General features: G+C 72.7%; 15 protein-coding genes. 11 read left to right on the top strand and 4 right to left on the bottom strand.

The features are described 5' to 3' along the window. The first annotated feature begins 235 nt into the window (after positions 1-235). Positions 236-1,267: a phosphotransferase family protein gene (locus tag QOZ89_RS05615; RefSeq protein ID WP_071052432.1), complete on the top strand. Its 1,032-nt coding sequence runs from the start codon at positions 236-238 to the stop codon at positions 1,265-1,267. A 197-nt stretch (positions 1,268-1,464) separates the two neighbouring features. After that, on the top strand, positions 1,465-2,670 hold the full coding sequence (locus tag QOZ89_RS05610; RefSeq protein WP_071052433.1) for an acyl-CoA dehydrogenase family protein: 1,206 nt from the start codon (positions 1,465-1,467) through the stop codon (positions 2,668-2,670). Between the two features lie 91 nt (positions 2,671-2,761). Here the strand turns inward: QOZ89_RS05610 and QOZ89_RS05605 are convergent, their stop codons facing one another. Beyond that, complete coding sequence (locus QOZ89_RS05605; protein WP_071052434.1) at positions 2,762-3,103, bottom strand: ankyrin repeat domain-containing protein; 342 nt, start codon at positions 3,101-3,103, stop codon at positions 2,762-2,764. 382 nt (positions 3,104-3,485) lie between these two features. Here QOZ89_RS05605 and QOZ89_RS05600 point away from each other — a divergent pair, with 382 nt between their 5' ends. The 7 genes from QOZ89_RS05600 (at position 3,486) to QOZ89_RS05570 (ending at position 10,379) form a co-directional block, all read left to right on the top strand. Then, on the top strand, positions 3,486-4,058 hold the full coding sequence (locus tag QOZ89_RS05600) for a flavoprotein (protein ID WP_071052435.1): 573 nt from the start codon (positions 3,486-3,488) through the stop codon (positions 4,056-4,058). Positions 4,059-4,159: 101 nt separating this feature from the next. After that, complete coding sequence (locus QOZ89_RS05595) at positions 4,160-4,672, top strand: MerR family transcriptional regulator (RefSeq protein ID WP_083419595.1); 513 nt, start codon at positions 4,160-4,162, stop codon at positions 4,670-4,672. After that, entirely contained in the window at positions 4,672-5,706 is a 1,035-nt protein-coding gene (locus QOZ89_RS05590) for an aldo/keto reductase (RefSeq protein ID WP_241842202.1), read from the top strand. Before QOZ89_RS05595 ends, QOZ89_RS05590 begins: the two co-directional genes overlap by 1 nt. An 84-nt stretch (positions 5,707-5,790) precedes the next feature. Then, the gene (locus tag QOZ89_RS05585; RefSeq protein ID WP_071052436.1) at positions 5,791-6,636 is read left to right on the top strand and encodes an enoyl-CoA hydratase; all 846 of its coding nucleotides are present in this window, start codon (positions 5,791-5,793) and stop codon (positions 6,634-6,636) included. Positions 6,637-6,975: 339 nt separating this feature from the next. Then, the gene (locus QOZ89_RS05580; RefSeq protein WP_198543498.1) at positions 6,976-7,848 is read left to right on the top strand and encodes an alpha/beta hydrolase; all 873 of its coding nucleotides are present in this window, start codon (positions 6,976-6,978) and stop codon (positions 7,846-7,848) included. A gap of 265 nt (positions 7,849-8,113) precedes the next feature. Further along, complete coding sequence (locus QOZ89_RS05575) at positions 8,114-9,931, top strand: protein kinase domain-containing protein (RefSeq protein WP_071052438.1); 1,818 nt, start codon at positions 8,114-8,116, stop codon at positions 9,929-9,931. Positions 9,932-9,989: 58 nt separating this feature from the next. Continuing rightward, positions 9,990-10,379, top strand: coding sequence for a hypothetical protein (locus QOZ89_RS05570; protein WP_071052439.1), 390 nt, complete (start codon positions 9,990-9,992; stop codon positions 10,377-10,379). Between the two features lie 72 nt (positions 10,380-10,451). On the opposite strand, the gene QOZ89_RS05565 is transcribed toward QOZ89_RS05570, so the two are convergent. Together QOZ89_RS05565 and QOZ89_RS05560 are read right to left on the bottom strand one after the other, a co-directional pair. Beyond that, positions 10,452-11,417: an isopenicillin N synthase family dioxygenase gene (locus tag QOZ89_RS05565; protein ID WP_071052440.1), complete on the bottom strand. Its 966-nt coding sequence runs from the start codon at positions 11,415-11,417 to the stop codon at positions 10,452-10,454. A gap of 1,027 nt (positions 11,418-12,444) precedes the next feature. After that, positions 12,445-12,804 carry a hypothetical protein gene (locus tag QOZ89_RS05560; RefSeq protein WP_071052479.1) on the bottom strand — a complete coding sequence of 120 codons (360 nt, stop codon included), beginning with the start codon at positions 12,802-12,804 and terminating at the stop codon, positions 12,445-12,447. 991 nt (positions 12,805-13,795) lie between these two features. On the opposite strand from QOZ89_RS05560, the gene QOZ89_RS05555 reads away from it, so the two are divergent. Both QOZ89_RS05555 and QOZ89_RS05550 read left to right on the top strand, forming a co-directional pair. After that, on the top strand, positions 13,796-14,053 hold the full coding sequence (locus QOZ89_RS05555; RefSeq protein WP_071052442.1) for an aspartate 1-decarboxylase: 258 nt from the start codon (positions 13,796-13,798) through the stop codon (positions 14,051-14,053). A 367-nt stretch (positions 14,054-14,420) separates the two neighbouring features. Then, entirely contained in the window at positions 14,421-15,806 is a 1,386-nt protein-coding gene (locus QOZ89_RS05550) for a lysine N(6)-hydroxylase/L-ornithine N(5)-oxygenase family protein (RefSeq protein WP_071052443.1), read from the top strand. A gap of 9 nt (positions 15,807-15,815) precedes the next feature. Here QOZ89_RS05550 and QOZ89_RS05545 read toward each other — a convergent pair whose 3' ends face one another. Continuing rightward, positions 15,816-16,961 (bottom strand): P1 family peptidase, encoded by a 1,146-nt coding sequence (locus QOZ89_RS05545; RefSeq protein WP_312623161.1) that lies wholly within the window; start codon positions 16,959-16,961, stop codon positions 15,816-15,818. Between the last annotated feature and the right edge of the window lie 137 nt (positions 16,962-17,098).

Here is a 17,098-nt window from a genome sequence, read left to right as displayed (position 1 = left end):
CGGCGCCACCCCGGTGGCGGCGGAGCCGACGACGCGAGTGGATCTTTACGACGGCAACCTGGTGGATGGCACGGGACGACTCGGGCGGCATGTGGTGGCCCGGAACGCCTGTGGTGGCCCGGAACGCCTGTGGCGGCTCGGGTCGCATGTGATGGCTCGGAAGCCATGCGGTGGATCGGCGTGGGACTGACCGGTTCCGGGCGGCACCGGGCACCTGGCTTGGAGAGGCGGCAACGTGGGTGAACTCGACGGTTTGACCCGTCCGGAGCTGGTGGGCCCGTTATTGGCCGAGACGTTGGGCGACGACGGGTGGCGCACGATCGAGCCGCGGCTGATCGCGGGCGGGAAGTCGAACCTGACGTTCGAGCTGCTAAGCCCGGCGGGGTCGGTCGTGCTGCGGCGGCCGCCGTCGGGGCACATCCTGCGCGGCGCGCACGACATGGGCCGGGAGGCGCGGGTCCAGGCGGCGCTCGCCGGCACGGGCGTCCCGGTCGCGCGCATCCTGCTCGTCCGCGACGAGTCCGGCCCGCTGGGCGTGCCGTTCTACGTGATGGAGAAGGTGGCGGGGCACGCGATCCGCGACATGCTCCCGCCCGGTTACGCCGAGGACGGCGCCAGCCGGGCGGCGATCGCGGACGCGCTGGTCGACACGCTCGCGACGCTGCACGCGGTGGACCCGGTCGCGGTCGGGCTGGGCGACTACGGGCGGCACTCCGGGTTCATGGCCAGGCAGGTGCGGACCTGGACGCGCCAGTGGGAGGCCGCGAAGACACGCGACGTGCCGGCGATGGACGAGCTGGGGCGCCGGCTGGCGGCACACCCGTTCGCCGAGCCCGCACGCCCGTCCGTCGTGCATGGCGACTACCGCCTCGACAACGTGCTCATGCACCCTGAGGGCCCGAGCCGGATCGGCGCGGTGCTGGACTGGGAGCTGTCGACGCTCGGCGACCCGCTGGCCGACCTGGGCATGCTCCTCTTCTACTGGACCGAGCCAGGCGAACGGTCGCCGCTGCTGATCCCGGCGGTCATGGCCAAGCCCGGCTTCCCGGGCCGGGTCTACCTCGTCGAGCGCTATGCGTCGCGAAGTGGCGCGGACCTCGCGGACCTCGGCGCCTACCTCGCCTTCGCCCACTTCAAGTTCGCCGCGATCGCGCAGGGTGTCGCCGCCCGGGCGGCCGCCGGCGTGATGGCCGGCCAGGACTTCGGCGACCTGTCCGGCGCGCCCGAACGGATCGCTCTCGACGGCCTGGATCGCTGGAAGGGATGAGCCGGGGCACCGATCATCCTGGGAGGGCCCGGACCGGTCGGCGGCGAAGGCGAAGCGCGACAGCCGGGTCACCTGGAGGCCCGCGACAGCCGGGTCATCTGGAGGCCCGGGACAGCCGGGTCAGCCGGGACACTCCGACAGTGGGAAAGCCTCGGGCGGCGGGGAGCCCGAACTGCTGAGAAGGACGGGAGACGGCCATGGACTTTGAGCTGTCGGCCAAGGCGCGCGACACCTGCGAGCGGATGTGGGACTTCATGCGGGAGGAGGTGTTCCCGGCTGAGCCGGTATGGCGCGACTGGCTGCGTGAGCATGGCGAGCACGCGTACCCACCGGTAATGGAGGAGCTGAAGGCCTCCGCCCGCAAACGCGGCCTGTGGAACCTCTTCCTGCCGGCCTGGTCGGGCCTGTCGAACGTGGACTACGCGTCGGTGGCGGAGATCTCCGGGTGGTCGCCGGTAATCGCCCCGGAGGCGATCAACTGCCAGGCGCCCGACACCGGCAACATGGAGACGCTGGAGCTGTTCGGCACCTCCGAGCAGCGGGCCCGCTGGCTGGAGCCGCTGAAGGACGGGCACATCCGGTCGGCATTCGCGATGACCGAGCCCGCCGTCGCCTCGTCGGACGCGACGAATATCCGGACGTCGATCGTCCGCAACGGCGACGAGTACGTCATCGACGGCCGGAAATGGTTCATTACCGGTGTCGCGGACGAGCGGTGCGAAATCCTCATCGTGATGGGCCAGACCAATCCGGACGCGGACCCGCACCGCCGGCAGTCGATGATCCTCGTGCCACTGGCCACGCCGGGGGTCACGGTCGTGCGCCACCTGCCGGTGTTCGGCTTCCAGGACCAGCACGGCCATTCCGAGATCGTGTTCGAGGATGTCCGGGTGCCGGCGTCCAACCTGCTGTCGGGCGAGGGCGAGGGGTTCGCGATCTCGCAGGCGCGTCTCGGCCCCGGACGGATCCACCACGCGATGCGGGCGATCGGGATGGCCGAACGGGCGCTTGCCCTGATGGTCGAGCGGGCGAAGAGCAGGACGGCGTTCGGCGGGCCGCTCTCCGATCAGGGCGTGGTGCGAGACCTGATCGCTCGTTCACGGATCGAGATCGACCAGGTACGGCTGTACGTGCTCAAGACGGCCTGGCTGATCGACCGGCATGGCGCGCGCGGCGCCGCCACGGAGATCTCCGGAATCAAGGTCGCCGCGCCGGCCGTGGCGACCGCGGTCATCGACCGGGCGATCGAGGTCCACGGTGCCGCCGGCGTCAGTGACGACACGCCGCTGGCCCACTTCTACGCCTCGGCGCGCGCCCTGCGCATCGTCGACGGCCCGGACGCGGTCCACCGGCGCACCATCGCCCGCCGCGAGCTGCGCGCCGAACGCCCCTACCTCGGCTGACAGCGACCGCCCGCCGACATCCGTGGACGCCCGCAAACGCTCTCGGGCGCCCGCGGATCCGGCGGGAGGGCGATACTCGTCGGCGCGAGGTCTAGTCGCCGCCGTCGGTGTGGGTGCGGATCCACTCGTCGATGAGGCAGGTGGCCAGCCAGTGACCGCTCGACACGGCCATATGCCTCGCCGATATGCCGTTCCCACCCTCGCCCCGCCGGCGCGGGTCCGCGCCGCGGGCGAGAAGGTACGCCGTCATGTCGACGTGCAGCGGTTCACCGGTCAGCGCGTGCGCGTCCAGCTCCATGTCTATCGCGCGGTGCAGGAGCGTAAACCCGTCTCGTTCCTCGTGGACGTCGGCGCCGGCGTCCAGGAGGTCCCGGAGGGCGGGCAGGTCCTCCATCTCCACGGCGCGGTGCGTGGGAGTCAAGCCGTCGAGCATGCCGCTTACCCCTGAACCTTGCACCAGAGCCCACCAGCCCCTTCCTGGTGACACGCCTCGACCGGACACGGCTGCAGGTCGATGATCCTATCCGGGCGCCATGAGCCAGGTTCCGCCCGGTATGCCGGATACGGCCTACCAGGGGATCGGCCCGATGCCCCCATAGCGGAGAAACCCGCGGCGGACTACCATCCGCCGGGTATGCCCGCTGTCGCCGAGTGAATACCAATGGTATGTACGGCAAGACTCCCGGGATCGGCTCGGGAGCTGTCCGCAGCGCCGACGACCGGCGGGTAAGCGAGCCCGGCCGGTATCGGCGACATTTACGTCACGGGCATGGTTCGCTCTCGGGCCTCAGGCGAGCCTGGTAGGACATCGGAGCATGGCCAGGGTTGAGCTCGGGGTGCTTTACGTCCTCGTGTGCGGCGGGCAGCCGGCGCGCGAGATCGAGCCGTTCGTCGAGCGGGCGCTCGCCGCCGGCTGGGACGTGTGCGTGGTCGCGACGCCGGCCGGGATGAAGTTCCTGGACGCGGCGCGCCTGGCCGAGCTGACCGGGCACCCGGTGCGCTCCGAGTACAAGCGCCCCGAGGAGCCGGACGTGCTTCCGCCCGCGGACGCGTTCGTCGTCGCGCCGGCGACGTTCAACACGGTGAACAAGCTCGCCGCCGGCATATCCGACACCCTCGTGCTCGGCCTGGTCAACGAGGGCCTCGGCGCCGGGAAACCGATCCTGCTCGCGCCGTTCCCCAACCGGGAGCTCGCACGGCACCCCGCCTTCGCCGCGAGCCTCACGGCGTTGCGTTCCTGGGGCGTGCGCGTCCTTTTCGACGGGGAGGACTTCGCCCCGGCCCAGCCGGACGCGGCATCGGCCGGCGGCCCGCGGTTTCCCTGGGACGCGCTCACCGCACGGCTGTCTCACCTCGCCGCCGGGTTCCCCGTCCGGCCCGCCGGCTGACGCGCGCTGGGTGGCGAGGAGGCGGCCCGGGGCAGGCGGGCGGCCAGGGCGTCGCGGTCGATGTTTGACTTGGAGCGCGCTCGAAGTTCTAGCGTCGAGGCATGGTCGATGGTCGCACCGCCCAGAGGCTGCCCGAGCCCCGCGCCGCCAGCGGCGGTATCCGAGACGACACGGACCGTCGGGACGCTCGTAACACGTCATGCACCCTGACCGACGTGAAGACCGGGCCCGGGCTGAGCATCACCCAGGCGGCACGGGTCAGCGGAGTCACCGCGCACACGCTGCGCTACTACGAACGGGCCGGTCTGATGCGCGACCGGGTGGCCCGGGCCTCGTCGAGTCACCGGCGCTACTCGGCCGAGGACCTGCGCTGGATCGGCACGCTGACGGCGCTGCGGCGTACCGGGATGCCGATCCGCCAGATCGCCGAGTACGCGGCCCTGGTGCGGGCAGGGGACGGCAACGAGGCCCGGCGCCTGGAGCTGCTCGCCGGGCATCGCCGCCGGGTCGCCGAGCGGCTGGCCGAGGTCAGCCGCCACCTCGAGGCCATCGACACAAAGATCGAGATGTATGCGAGCAAGAGCGAGCTCAACACGGAGAGGACGCTCACCTGATGTCACCGACACCGCCGTCTACGTCGTCCGCCTTGTCCACGTCGACCTCGTCGACGCTGGCCCAGGTCCCGCTGGGCGGCCAGGGGCTGGTCGTCTCGGCCCAGGGCCTCGGCTGTATGGGGATGTCCGACTTCTACAGCGGACGCGACGACGACGAGTCCCTCGCCACCATCCACCGCGCCCTCGACCTGGGCGTGACGTTCCTCGACACGGCCGACCGGTACGGCCCGTTCACGAACGAGGAGCTCGTGGGCCGGGCGATCGCCGGCCGTCGCGACGAGGTGGTCGTCGCGACGAAGTTCGGCATCGTCTACGACCCGGCGGACCTGGCGGCACGCCCCGTCAGCGGCCGGCCGGAGTACGTCAGGTCGGCCTGCGACGCGTCGCTGCGCCGGCTCGGGATCGACCACATCGACCTCTACTACCAGCACCGCGTCGACCCGAACGTGCCGATCGAGGAGACCGTCGGCGCGATGGCCGAGCTGGTCACCGCGGGCAAGGTCCGCTTCCTGGGCCTGTCCGAGGCGGCACCGGCGACGATCCGGCGGGCGCACACGGTGCACCCGATCACCGCGCTGCAGACGGAGTACTCGATCTGGTCCCGCGAGCCGGAGGCGGAGATCCTGCCGACGACCCGCGAGCTCGGGATCGGCTTCGTGCCCTACAGCCCGCTCGGCCGCGGCTTCCTGACGGGCACCTTCCGGAAGGCGGCCGACATCGCGGCCGACGACTTCCGCGCCAACATGCCCCGGCTGACGGGCGACAACCTCGACGCGAACCTCGCCGTGGTCGCGCAGGTCGAGCGGATCGCCACGGCGCGCGGCGCCACGCCCGCCCAGGTCGCGCTCGCCTGGGTGCTCGCCCAGGGCACCGACATGGTGCCCATCCCGGGCACGAAGCGGCGCCGTTACCTGGAGGAGAACGTGGCGGCGTCCGCCGTCGAACTCACCCCGGAGGACCTGGCCGAGCTCGCCGCGGCCGGCGACGCCGTCCGCGGTGACCGCTACGCCGACATGTCCACGGTCAACCGGTAGCCGCGGTCAGCCGGTGGCGCCGCGCCCAGGCGCCGCCCCCGGCGGTTGCGCCTCGGGTCGACCGGGCGCGAGAATTACGTTCCGATGACGGAGAACATAATTCCTTTGGCCGATGAGCCCAACGCGGCGGCCCACGCGCCCGTCGTCCGCTACGAGGTGGCGGACCGCGTCGCGACCGTGACGCTGAACCGCCCCCAGGCGCGCAACGCGCTCAGCCGCGCGGTCACGTACGCGCTCTGGGACGCCGTCAACGCCGCCGAGGACGACCCCGGCGTCGACGCGGTGATCGTCACCGGGGCGGACCCGGCCTTCTGCGCGGGCGTCGACCTCAAGGAGGTCTCGGGCGAGACCGCACCCTCGGCCAGGAAGCGGCCCGAGGGCACTGGTCCCGAGCGCGGCGAGGACGGCCTCTTCCGGTTCCTGCCCGTCATCTCGAAACCCGTGATCGGGGCCATCAACGGCGTCGCGGTCACCGGCGGCCTCGAGATCGCCCTGCAGTGCACGCTCCTGGTGGCGTCGGAACGCGCCCGTTTCGCCGACACCCACGCCCGGATCGGGATCATGCCCGGCGGCGGCCTCACCGTGCTGCTCGCCCAGTCCATCGGCCTGCGCCGGGCGATCGAGATGTCGCTGACCGGCAACTTCGTCACGGCGGACGAAGCCATGCGCCTCGGTCTCGTCAACCACGTCGTGCCGCACGAGGAACTGCTGCCGTTCGCCTGGCGGCTGGCCGCCGACATCGTCAGCAACGACCAGCGCGGCGTGCGGCGGCTGCTGCGGCACTATCGCCAGCTGGCCGACACGGCCACCCTCACCGAGGCGCATCTGCTCGAAGGCGTGCTCGCCGAGACGTGGGAGCCGGGAACGCGCGACGTGGCGTCCAGGCGGGCCGCGGTGGCCGCACGCGGCCGCGCCCAGTCCAGCCCCTGAACCGCGCCGGGCGCCCTGTTCGCGCCAGACCCGCCGCCGTGGCCGGCGGCGCCGCGACACTGGCGACACGGCGGGGCGGCGGCGACCGAACTGAGCATCGTCGGCCCAGGTCACGGCGGTGCGAGGTCAGCGGTCTCACCGCGGGCCTACCACCGCTGACGGCCGGGATTGTGCTACGCGGCAGGAATTTCTCCGACGCCGGGACTTCCGTCAGGCCGCGCGGCGATCAACCGGGACGGATCCGCGCAATCTCATGAATGGACGTTCAGTAACAGCGGCGCCTGGAGCCTGCTCGGTCTAGCCTGACGTGACCGGCGCTGATCGAGGACGGAGGCGACGGTGGTGGGCAGACGGGCAATCATGCGGGTCGACCGGGATGGGATCGGCGTCTACGTCGATCTTGCGGGGCCCGCCGACGGCCGGCCGGTCGTGTTCCTGCACGGCCTGGCCTCGAGCGGCACCGTGTGGGACTGGCTGCCTCCAGCGGTCACGGCCGACCGGCGGATCGTCAAGGTCGACTTCCGGGGACACGGCCGCTCCGACCGCGCGCCCGAGGCCTACCTGCTCCCCCACTTCGCCGACGACGTGGCCGTGGTGCTGCGCGACGTCGTCGGCGGCCCGGCGACCCTGGTGGGGCACTCGCTCGGCGGTGCCGTCGCCTGGGCCGTGGCCCAGCGCCATCCCGGCCTCGTCACCGCGCTCTTCCTGGAGGAGCCGCCGCTGTTCCAGGGATCCCGCGCCGACGACGCCGGCTCGCCGGCCGGGACCGTCTTCGCCCGGCTTCGGGCCGCCACAGACCAGTGGCAGCGGGAGGGCGTGTCCATCGACGAGATCGCGAAACGGCTGGCCGACACGTCGTTCGGCCCCGCGTCCGCGCCGACGATGGGGGCCGCCTACACCAGCGACGCGGTCGAGGCGACCGCGTTCAGCCTCAAGCACGTCGACGTGCGGGTGATCGACGCGGTCCTCGACGGCTCGATGCTGGCCGCGCTCGACACGTCCGCGCCGGTGCCCGCGCCGGTCTTCCTCCTCGCCGCCGACGAGGCGCTCGGTGCCGTGTTCACCACCGCCCACGCCAAGCAGCTGGCCGAGGACCACCCGTCGGTCGAGGTCGTCCACCTGACCGGCGCCGGCCACTGGATCCACCTGGAACGCCGCACCCGCCCCGTCTTCACCCGCCACCTCGTCGACTTCCTCACCCGCTACTCCTGATCATGAGGACGGCGCCGGGCACGGCCAACGAGGGCCGGCCCAGTCCGCACGCGGTCCCGCCAGGCAGAAGGCTTCCCACCGGGCCCGCGGAGCGGCCGCGCGCCTCCGCCCGTCGGCCCGGCCGGGAAGGACGCTCCCTACGGGGGCGTCACCGACGGTGCACCCCCGCCGCACGGACAGTCCGCACCGCCGCCTTTACCGGTCGTTTAATCCCGATCTCGGTAGGCTTGACAAGGGCTGGACTCCAGCGGTGCGGGGGACGGGAATGACGGTCGATTCATCGGCGGACTCCGGGTTCGACCGCGACCTCCCGCCCAACTTCCGCCAGCTGGTGCCCGTCGGATCCGGGTCGGCCGGCCAGGTGTACCGGGCGTACGACGAGGCGCTGAGCCGCACCGTCGCGCTGAAGCTGTTCACCGGGCCGCTCACGGACGACCCGGCGGCGCTCGCCGCCTTCCGCCTCGAGTGCGCGACGCTGGGCCGGCTGAGTGCCCACCCGGGCGTCGTCTCCGTCCACAGCGCCGGGGTCACCCCCAGCGGCCGCCCCTGGCTGTGCATGCGGTTCGTCGCGGGTGGCGCCCTTTCCAAGGCGCTGCGCCGCAGTGGGCCGCTCACCCAGGCCGAGGCCCTGCGCACCGGCGTCCTCGTCGCCGACACGCTCGCCTGGGCGCACGGGCTGACCCCGCCGGTCCTGCACTGCGACGTGAAGCCGGGAAACATCCTGCTCACCGGCGACGGGCATCCCCTGCTCAGTGACTTCGGCGTCTCGGTCTGGGTGGCGTCGGGCCGCTCGTCCGTCACCGTCAAGGGCTTCACCCAGGCCTACGCCGCGCCGGAGGTGCTCTTCCACGGCCGGTTCTCGCCGAGGTCGGAGGTGTGGAGCCTCGCGGCGACGCTGTTCGAGATGCTGACGGGCACGCCGCCGTTCGAGCAGCTGCCCGGGGAGGGCACGGGCGCCTTCATCGAGCGGGTCGGCTACGGCCTGCCCCGCGACGCCGACATAGGCCTGTCCGGGCCGCTGCGCGCGCTGCTGCGGCGGGGCCTCGCCGTCAACCGGGAGGACCGGTGGCCGTCAGCCGCCGCGTTCGCCGCGGCGATCCGGAGCACCCAGGCGGCGCTCGGCCTGCCCGTCACGCCCGCCACCCCGGCCCCGGCACCGCCCCCGTCCCACGATGTCCTCGTCGCCGACGCGCCCGTCATCCACGCCACGCTCCCGCCGTTGCTGCCCAGCCCCGCCGGCCCGCCGTCGTTGTCCAACGGGACCCCGCCCAGGGCGCGCGGCACCCCGGCGGACGGCCGGCCGGTACACCCGAGCCAGGAACCGGTAGACCCGAGCCAGGAGCCCGCGACACCCGACGACCTGGCGGGCGGCGCGGAGCAGCGGGCGCCGGGCACCGCCGCGAAGCAGCCGGGCACCGGGCCGCGCCGCACGGTGCCGCACTGGTGGATACCGGCGGCGTTCACCATCGTCGTGGTCGTCGCCCTCGCCCTGATGCTGGTACCGCGCAGCCGTGGGCCAAGCACGGTGAGCGAGCCGTCGCTCGGTACCAGCCTCAGTGCCGGCCTGCCCACCGGCGCCACGCCGACATCCTCGCTCCTGGTCGGGACGGAGCCATCGCCGCCGCCGGCCTTGACACAGCCGGCACCGAGCGCCGCGGGCTCCACGACGCCGCCGACGGGCGGCACGCGCTCGCAGGTCCCGCCCACGCAGACGGCCCAGCCCGCCGCGGCGCAGGCCATCCTCCACTCCGGCCAGCGGATGGAACAGGGCCAGAAGCTGGTGTCGGGCAACGGCCGGTTCGTCGCGGCCCTGCAGTTCGACGGGAACCTCGTCGTGTACTCCGAAGGCCCCGGCCCGGTCACCCCCGCCTGGGAGTCCGGGACCAGCGGGACCGCGGCGGCCTACGCCGTGATGCGCGACGACGGCGACCTCGTGCTCTACGGCACCGACGAGACGACCGTGTACTGGAACTCGGGTACCCACGGGTCTGGCACGTACCTCTGGATGCGTGACGACGGTGAGCTCGTCATCTGCCTCGAGGACGGCACCGTCCTGTGGGCCCGCAGGAGCGGAAGCGGCTAGCTCGGGACCTCAGGGATCGCCGGTGGAAACCGCCTGGCTCCTGTCTTGGACGCGGTCGATGGTCGATGATGGCAGCATGCTCACGAACGCCTGGCCGGTTCGGGTTGTCCTCGCCGTCGTGACACTCACGGCCGCGGTGGCGCTGGCCGGCTGCGGTGGCGGGAGCAAGGCCGCAAGCTCCGCGCCCGGCGACGCCAAGGCCGCCTGCGAGGCGCTCGTGCGGACCAAGCCGACCCTGACCCACCCCACCGACGTCGACTGGCGGCGGCTGCGGGCCGCCGGTGACCTGGGCGTCGCCGCCGCCACCGCCGACAAGAAGAAGTACGGCGACCTCTCCCAGCCGTTCGCCGTGGTCTACCGGGACGCGCTGAACTCCGAGACGACCTCCATCTACACCGACGCCCGCGCCGCCCTGTCCGTCTGCGCCGACAAGAAGCTGCCCCACTGACGCGACCTGACGCGACCTGACCAGGGTGGCCTGACCGGCGCCGTGGCCGTGGCCGTGGCCGTGGCCGCGAGGTTAGGCGACCGTGGCGGCGTTGGCGCGTTCGAGCAGGTAGGTGCCCGCGACGATCGGGGCGTAGGCCGTGCCGGCGACGAGCGGCTCGACGACCGTGTCGACGTCGGCCTCGAGGAAGACGATGAGGGAGATCAGTTCCTCGTCCGGGGCCTCGGCCGGCGGCGGGAGCACCCGGTGACGGGTGGACCGCCAGCGGTCGCCGGTCCAGCGGGCCAGCAGGTCGCCGACGTTGACGGTGAACGCGTCCGGCTCGTAGGGGGCGTTCATCCAGCGGCCGGCGCGGTCCTGGACCTGAAGGCCGCCGTAACCGGGCTGACGGTCGAGGACCGTGAGAACGCCCCAGTCGGTGTGCGGGGCGACCCGGAACTGGCCGTCGAGCGGGGTTCCGGTCCGCGAGCGCGGCGGGTAGCGGTTGATGTTGAGGGTGTGCGGGCTGGAGCGCACCCGCTCGGCGAACCAGGGCTCCGGCAGGCCGAAGGCGACGGCGCAGGCCCGCAGCAGGTCAGCGTAGAGGCCGCGGACCTCGTCCGTATAACGCTCGCAGAGCGCCGCGAGCTCGGGGCACTCGGCCGGCCACACGTTGGGGGCGAACCACGTCTGGTCGACGTCCACGTCGCCGGTGGCGAAGGTACGCCCGATGGTCAGGCTCTCCTTGAGGTCGGCGCGGGTCGAGTCGACAGCCTGGCCGTAGTAGGCGTTGGCCTCGCTGCCGGGCGCGATCCAGCCGCGCCCGCCGACCGCCGTCGCGTAGGCCGCCTTCGTCCCTGCCGGCAGGGCGAAGAACCGCGCGGCGGCCGCGCGGATGTCCGCCCGCAGCCCGGCGCTGATCCGGTGCCCCTCGACCAGCAGGAACCCGGACTGCCGCAGTGCCACGTCCAGCTCGCAGGCGAACCGGTAGCGCTGGTCACCGGTGCCGTCGCGCCAACGGCCGATGTCGAGCAGCGGGAAGTCCGGTGTCGTCGTCACGTAGGTCCCTCGCCTCCGCGGCCCATGGTCAGGGCCGTCCAGTCGTCGGCCGGAGCATCGGCGCGGCCCGCACGCACCCGGCCACGGCGCTCGGCGAATCGCCGCCTCGCGGGGCCTGGCCTGGCGGAGCCACGCGTCACCGGCAGGCAGCGGCGCCGCGCGGTGGTACCCGTCTACCTGCCATTACGGCCCATCGACGTTTCGCCAGGCGGCCCCGCGAGTTACGAGACCGTGGCCATCGCCAATCCGGGCACGACAGGCTGGCCGCGGTCCGACAGCCGCGTCGGAGGCGGGTCAGCAACGTCAAAACCGGCGACGGCGACCGGCGACCGGCGACGGAGCCCTAGCCGTCACGGTCGCGCCGGACCTGTTTGCAGGTGCAGCCCTGCGGCCGGCGGCCGGGCGGCCAGGTCAGCACGACCTGACGGTCGAGCGCGCGCGAACGCGCCCGCTGGAAGTCCCGGCACGCCTCGCAGGGCAGGTAGATCTGCGGCCCGGTCGTCTCTCGCTTCCCGTACGTGTCCCCCATACTTCGGAGAGTAGCGCGATCGGCGGGCGTTCCGGAGATGCGGATGCTCGGCGTGCCTGGTTTCCGGCTGCCGGAGACAGCGCGCGGCGCGGAACGGCGGCCAGGGCGGGCGGCGCGCGCGGCCAGCCATCACTGCCCGGGCGGTTCTCCCGCACGTCCGGCGGCCTGGCCGTCTAGGCGCGGGACCCGCCACCGGCACGAGCGGCCTGCCACTGGGGCCGGGCGGCTCGTCACCGGCACCGGCGATCGGGCTCGGCGATCGGACTCGGTCAGCGGGAGGCGGTCCCGCGGCGAGGAGTCATTTCCCCCGGCCGCGACGGCCCACAAGGGCCGCCCAAAAGGGCCGATGCGGGTCTTGCCACCGGGTACACCGGCGGACCGTTGTCAGGAAATCGACATTCCCTGGCCGAGGCCCGCACTGGGAGCCTGGCTGGCCTAAACAGCGTCCGTACCCGGTACAAACGGCGAGGGTAACAGCCGCCCGCGGCCCGGTACGGTTCAGGCGCTCTTGCGCGAGGGGGCGGCGGCCGGCGCGTCGGCGGTCGTGGGAGCGGCCCCGACGATGGTCCAGCGGCGGTCACGCGAGGCCGCGACGCCGAGATCCTGCATACGACGCAGTTCGACGGTCACCTCGGCGGCGGAGAGACCGAGGTCATAGGCGAGGGAGCGGGCCCGAAGCGGGCGGTCGGCGCTTGAGAGGGCCGCGTGCAGGCGGACAGCCACCCAGCTGGGGCGGCCTGGCGTGGCCGCGGCGGGCGGCTGGTGAAGCCGCCTCGGCTGGCTCGGAACGGAGGGGGCCTCGGCTACTAACCGGGGCTTCCGACGAGCAGAAGAAGTGTTGCCGCTCACAACATGCATCAGGTTCACCCATCCAGAATTCGGTTTCTCCCAACAATGCTTCACGGCCGCGCCTCAGTCACGGTGAGGTTCATCGCGCAACAGCCGGTAACCGTGCGAATACGTAATATTCATGACACCTGAGCGTGCGTCCGCGTGACGTCGGATCACACTCGACCTCCCTCGATCCGACGCGAGCGGCACCCACTCCAGGCGGCGCGGGGCGAGATTCACCGTTGCCTCCAGCCCGCTTGCGACATCGCTCCGTAGTCAGCACGTGACTCTATACGGTAACCGCCCGACCGCAAGGTGTAGCAGCACCGGCAGCCGCCGTGCCGGGCCATGACGGCCAAAGGTAAGACGAGGACCGCGACACGAGGCCGTCGACCGAGCTCCCCGACGTGATCTCGCGCGGGACGGCAGACCGAGCGACACGACCAGCGCGGGTGATGGGTGCCGCCGGCGCACGCGACACACCTCCCGATTGGTAGCCGAGCGCGACCGCCCGCTTCGGGCCTTCCCATCCGGCAGAGCGACCACGGCGGCAGCCCTTGCGGCGAGACGGATATTAGGGAAACCTAACTTAACCAGCAGCAATCCTACCGGTCAGGCCGGCGCGCCACCCAGGGGCTGGGCCGCCAGCCAGGCCGACGGTTACAGGAGGCCCGCCCCGCGAACCCACACCCGGACCACCCGGACCCCGGCCGGCCCGACGAGAGGCCCGGCGACGTGACCGCGGACGTCGCCACATGACATCGACGACCACTTAGGCTAGCCTAACTTTAGGAGCCGCGAAATGCACCGGTATGGTCACCATGAGCAACCGACCTGACCACCCGACGTACCCGGCCCGCCGCCACCAGCGCGCGGGTGACACCGCGCCGTCGCCCCGCGCCGCCGCGCCAACCGCCGCTCACGGCACCGTTCGACCCGCGGCACCGAGGCACCGTTGCACCCGCCGCCCGGCGGCATGACCCAGTAGCCCGACGCCTCATCCAGGGAGTACGTCCCCGTGTACCGGTCCTTGCTCACAAGCAAGATCCATCGCGCCGCCGCCACCCAGGCCGACCCGCACCGCGTCGGTTCGATCAAGATCGACCAGGAGCTGACGGCCGCGGCGGGCCTCATCGAGGGCGAGCAGGTCCGGGTCGTCGACATCGACATCGATAACGGCGGTCACCTGGCCGCCCATGCCATCCCCGACGTCGTCGACTCCGGCATCGTCGGCGTCGGCTCCGGTGTCCTCGGCGTCAACGGCGCCGTCTCCTGACACCGCCGCGCTGGCCGTCCGCCCCTTCCGTCCCAACCCGCGGTCCCCGGACTCGCCGGCGTCGGGGATGTCACCTCCCCCGAGCGGCCAGCTCCGCGCCCCGGGCCGTCAGCACGCCCGCCCGCCCGCACGTCCTGGCGAGCGAACCGGCTGACGCCCCGAGAAGGCACGGCCGACCGGACGACAGAGGCCGGCCCGCGCGGTCTCCCCACCAGGCCGAACGGCGGCGGCGCGCAGGGAGCGCGAGCCGGCGTTTCCGCCGGCGCGCCGGCGCCCGTCCGCTGCCCGCCCTGCCCGACCTGCCCGGCTGTACGACGGCCGTCGTTCCGCACCAGCCAACCCGCACCCACACCCACCGGAGGCACCCGTGGTAGGGCGACCGCATCCCGCGGCACCGCAGTCAACGCAGACGACGGCGTCGGAGCTCTACGACGTCATCGGCGTCGGGTTCGGTCCGGCGAACCTGGCCCTGGCGATCGCGATCGAGGAGCACAACACGCGCGTTGACGAGCGGGACCGACGGCGTGCCGTCTTCCTGGAATGCCAGGAGCGGTTCGGTTGGCACCGCGGGATGCTCATCGAGGGCGCCACGATGCAGGTCTCCTACCTCAAGGACCTGGTAACGCTGCGCAACCCGACCAGCGACTTCAGTTTCCTGGCCTATCTGCACGGCCTCGGGCGGCTGGTCGACTTCATCAACCACAAGACGATGTTCCCGCTGCGCCACGAGTTCCACGACTACCTGGAGTGGGCGGCCGGCCGGCTCGACCACCTGGTCCAATACGGCCAGACGGTGACGACCCTGCGCCCAGTAGTCGAGGACGGTGAGATCACCCACGTCGACGTCGTGAGCCAGGACGGCGACGGCCACACCGTCGTCCGCCGTGCCCGCGACGTCGTAGTCGCGCTCGGGCTGGAGCCGCGGCTTCCGGCCGGCGTCGCGCTGGATGACCGGGTCTGGCACAACCGCGATCTGCTTGACCGGCTCGGCAACCTGCCGCCGCTGCGGCACGGCCGGTTCATGGTCATTGGTGCTGGCCAGAGCGGTGCGGAGGTCACCGACCACCTGCACCGGACGTTCCCCAGCGCCGAGGTCCACGCCGTCTTCGCCCGCTACGGCTACAGCCCGGCGGACAACAGCCCGTTCGCCAACCAGATCTTCGACCCGGACGCCGTCGACGACTTCTTCGAGGCGTCGCCGGACGTCCGCCGGATGCTCACCGACTACCACCGCTCGACCAACTACTCCGTCGTCGACATGGATCTCATCGAGGACCTGTACCGGCGGGTCTACCAGGAGAAGGTGCGCGGCCCGCGCCGCCTGCACCTGCTGCGTGCCTCCCGGCTCGCGGAGCTGGAGCGGCTGGACGACGGGGTGCGCGCGATCGTCGAGTTCCTGCCAACCGGCGAGCGACGCGACCTCGACGTCGACGTCGTCGTGTTCGCCACCGGCTACCGGCCACGGGAGCCGCGCGCGCTGCTCGGCGAGGCCGCCGAGGCGTACCGCGTCGACGACGCGGGCCGCCCGCTGTTCACCCGCGACTACCGCCTGGTCACGGCCGGTCCCGCCACGGCCGCCGTCTACATCACGGGAGCCACCGAACACACCCACGGCATCTCGTCGACCCTGCTGTCCAACGTCGCCGTCCGCGCCGGTGAGATCCTCGCCTCCATCCTCACCCGCGCCGACTCCCCCGCCACGGCGGACGACGCCCTGGCCGGTGACCATCGCCTCGTCTCCGCGCTGCGCTGACACCGGGAGCTACGCCGACTGGTGGCCGCCGAGCAGGAGCTGGCGGTAGCTGGGGAGGTCGGGGTAGCCGGTCGCCTGGTAAAGGGCGTCGGCGACGGCGCGGGCGAAGGTGTCCGCCGCGGCGGCGAGCAGCTCGTTGAGGTTGCCCGCCGGGCGGGCGCCGGTGGCCAGGGCGAAGACGGAATCACCGTCAACCATCGTGTGCACCGGGCGGATCGCCCGCGCCATCCCGTCGTGCGCGCTCGAGGCGAGCCGCCAGCACTGGGCCTTCGTCAGTATGGCGTCAGTCGCGACGACACCGATCGTGGTGTTCATGAGCAGGCCCGGAGCCGGCGCCTGGGCGGGCGTCGAGCCCCGCGGGCCGGACTCGTGGGCCGCCGTGGCGAAGTCCGGGGGGAACGGCCTCGGCGCCCGGTCCGAGGCCAGCCAGGCCGCGAGCAGCTGGGCGTCCGGCGGAGGTAGCTCGGCGTCCAGGTCGCCGTAGAGACGGCCGGTGCGCGGGTCGACGGCGGAGCCCGCCGAGTTGACCACGGCCAACGCCGCCACGGTCGTCCCGTCGCCGAGCACTGTCGACGCCCCGCCGACCCCGCCCGCGAGGGCGTCGCTGACCGCGCCCGTCCCGGCGCCGACGGTGCCGCGCGCCATGGGCCCGGCGGTCGCGTTGTCGTAGGCGAGCGCGCCGAGCTCCGGCCCGGGTACCGCGTGTGACGCCGGCGAGGCGCCACCGCGGCCCAGATCGAAGATCACCGCTCCGGGGACGATCGGGACGACCCCCGCCGGCCCGACCGGGAAGCCGATGTCCGCGTCCGCGAGCCGGCGCATCACCCCGTCCGCGGCTGACAGCCCGAAGGCGCTCCCGCCAGTCAGCACCACCGCGTGTACCAGCTCGACGGCGTTGCGAGGGTCGAGCAGATCGGTCTCCCGGGTCCCCGGCGACCCGCCGGCGACGTCGACTCCGCCGACCGCCCCGCCCGGCGGCGCGAGGACGACGGTCACCCCGGTCCGCCACCCGCCGCCGATCCGCTGCGCATGCCCGACGGCGATCCCCGGCACGTCCGTCAGCGACCCGCCAAGCCCCTGGGCCACCGGTCCCGTGGCGGCGCCGGTGACCGCGCCCGTGGCTACGGCCTCAGCTGGTCGGCCCGAAAGCTTCATCGCCCGCATTCTGCCGGCCACGCCACCTCCGCGCGACCGGCACTAGTTCAGGCGGCGCAGACCGGCGAGACGGCGGAGGTCGAGGACGCGCAGCCGCTCGGCGACGCGCTCCAGCAGGGCTGGGTCGTCCACGAACG

Origin of the sequence: Pseudofrankia coriaricola, from assembly GCF_032027725.1 — a bacterium.
Taxonomy (GTDB): Bacteria; Actinomycetota; Actinomycetes; order Frankiales; family Frankiaceae; genus Pseudofrankia.
This window is presented reverse-complemented; position numbering and strand designations above follow the sequence as displayed.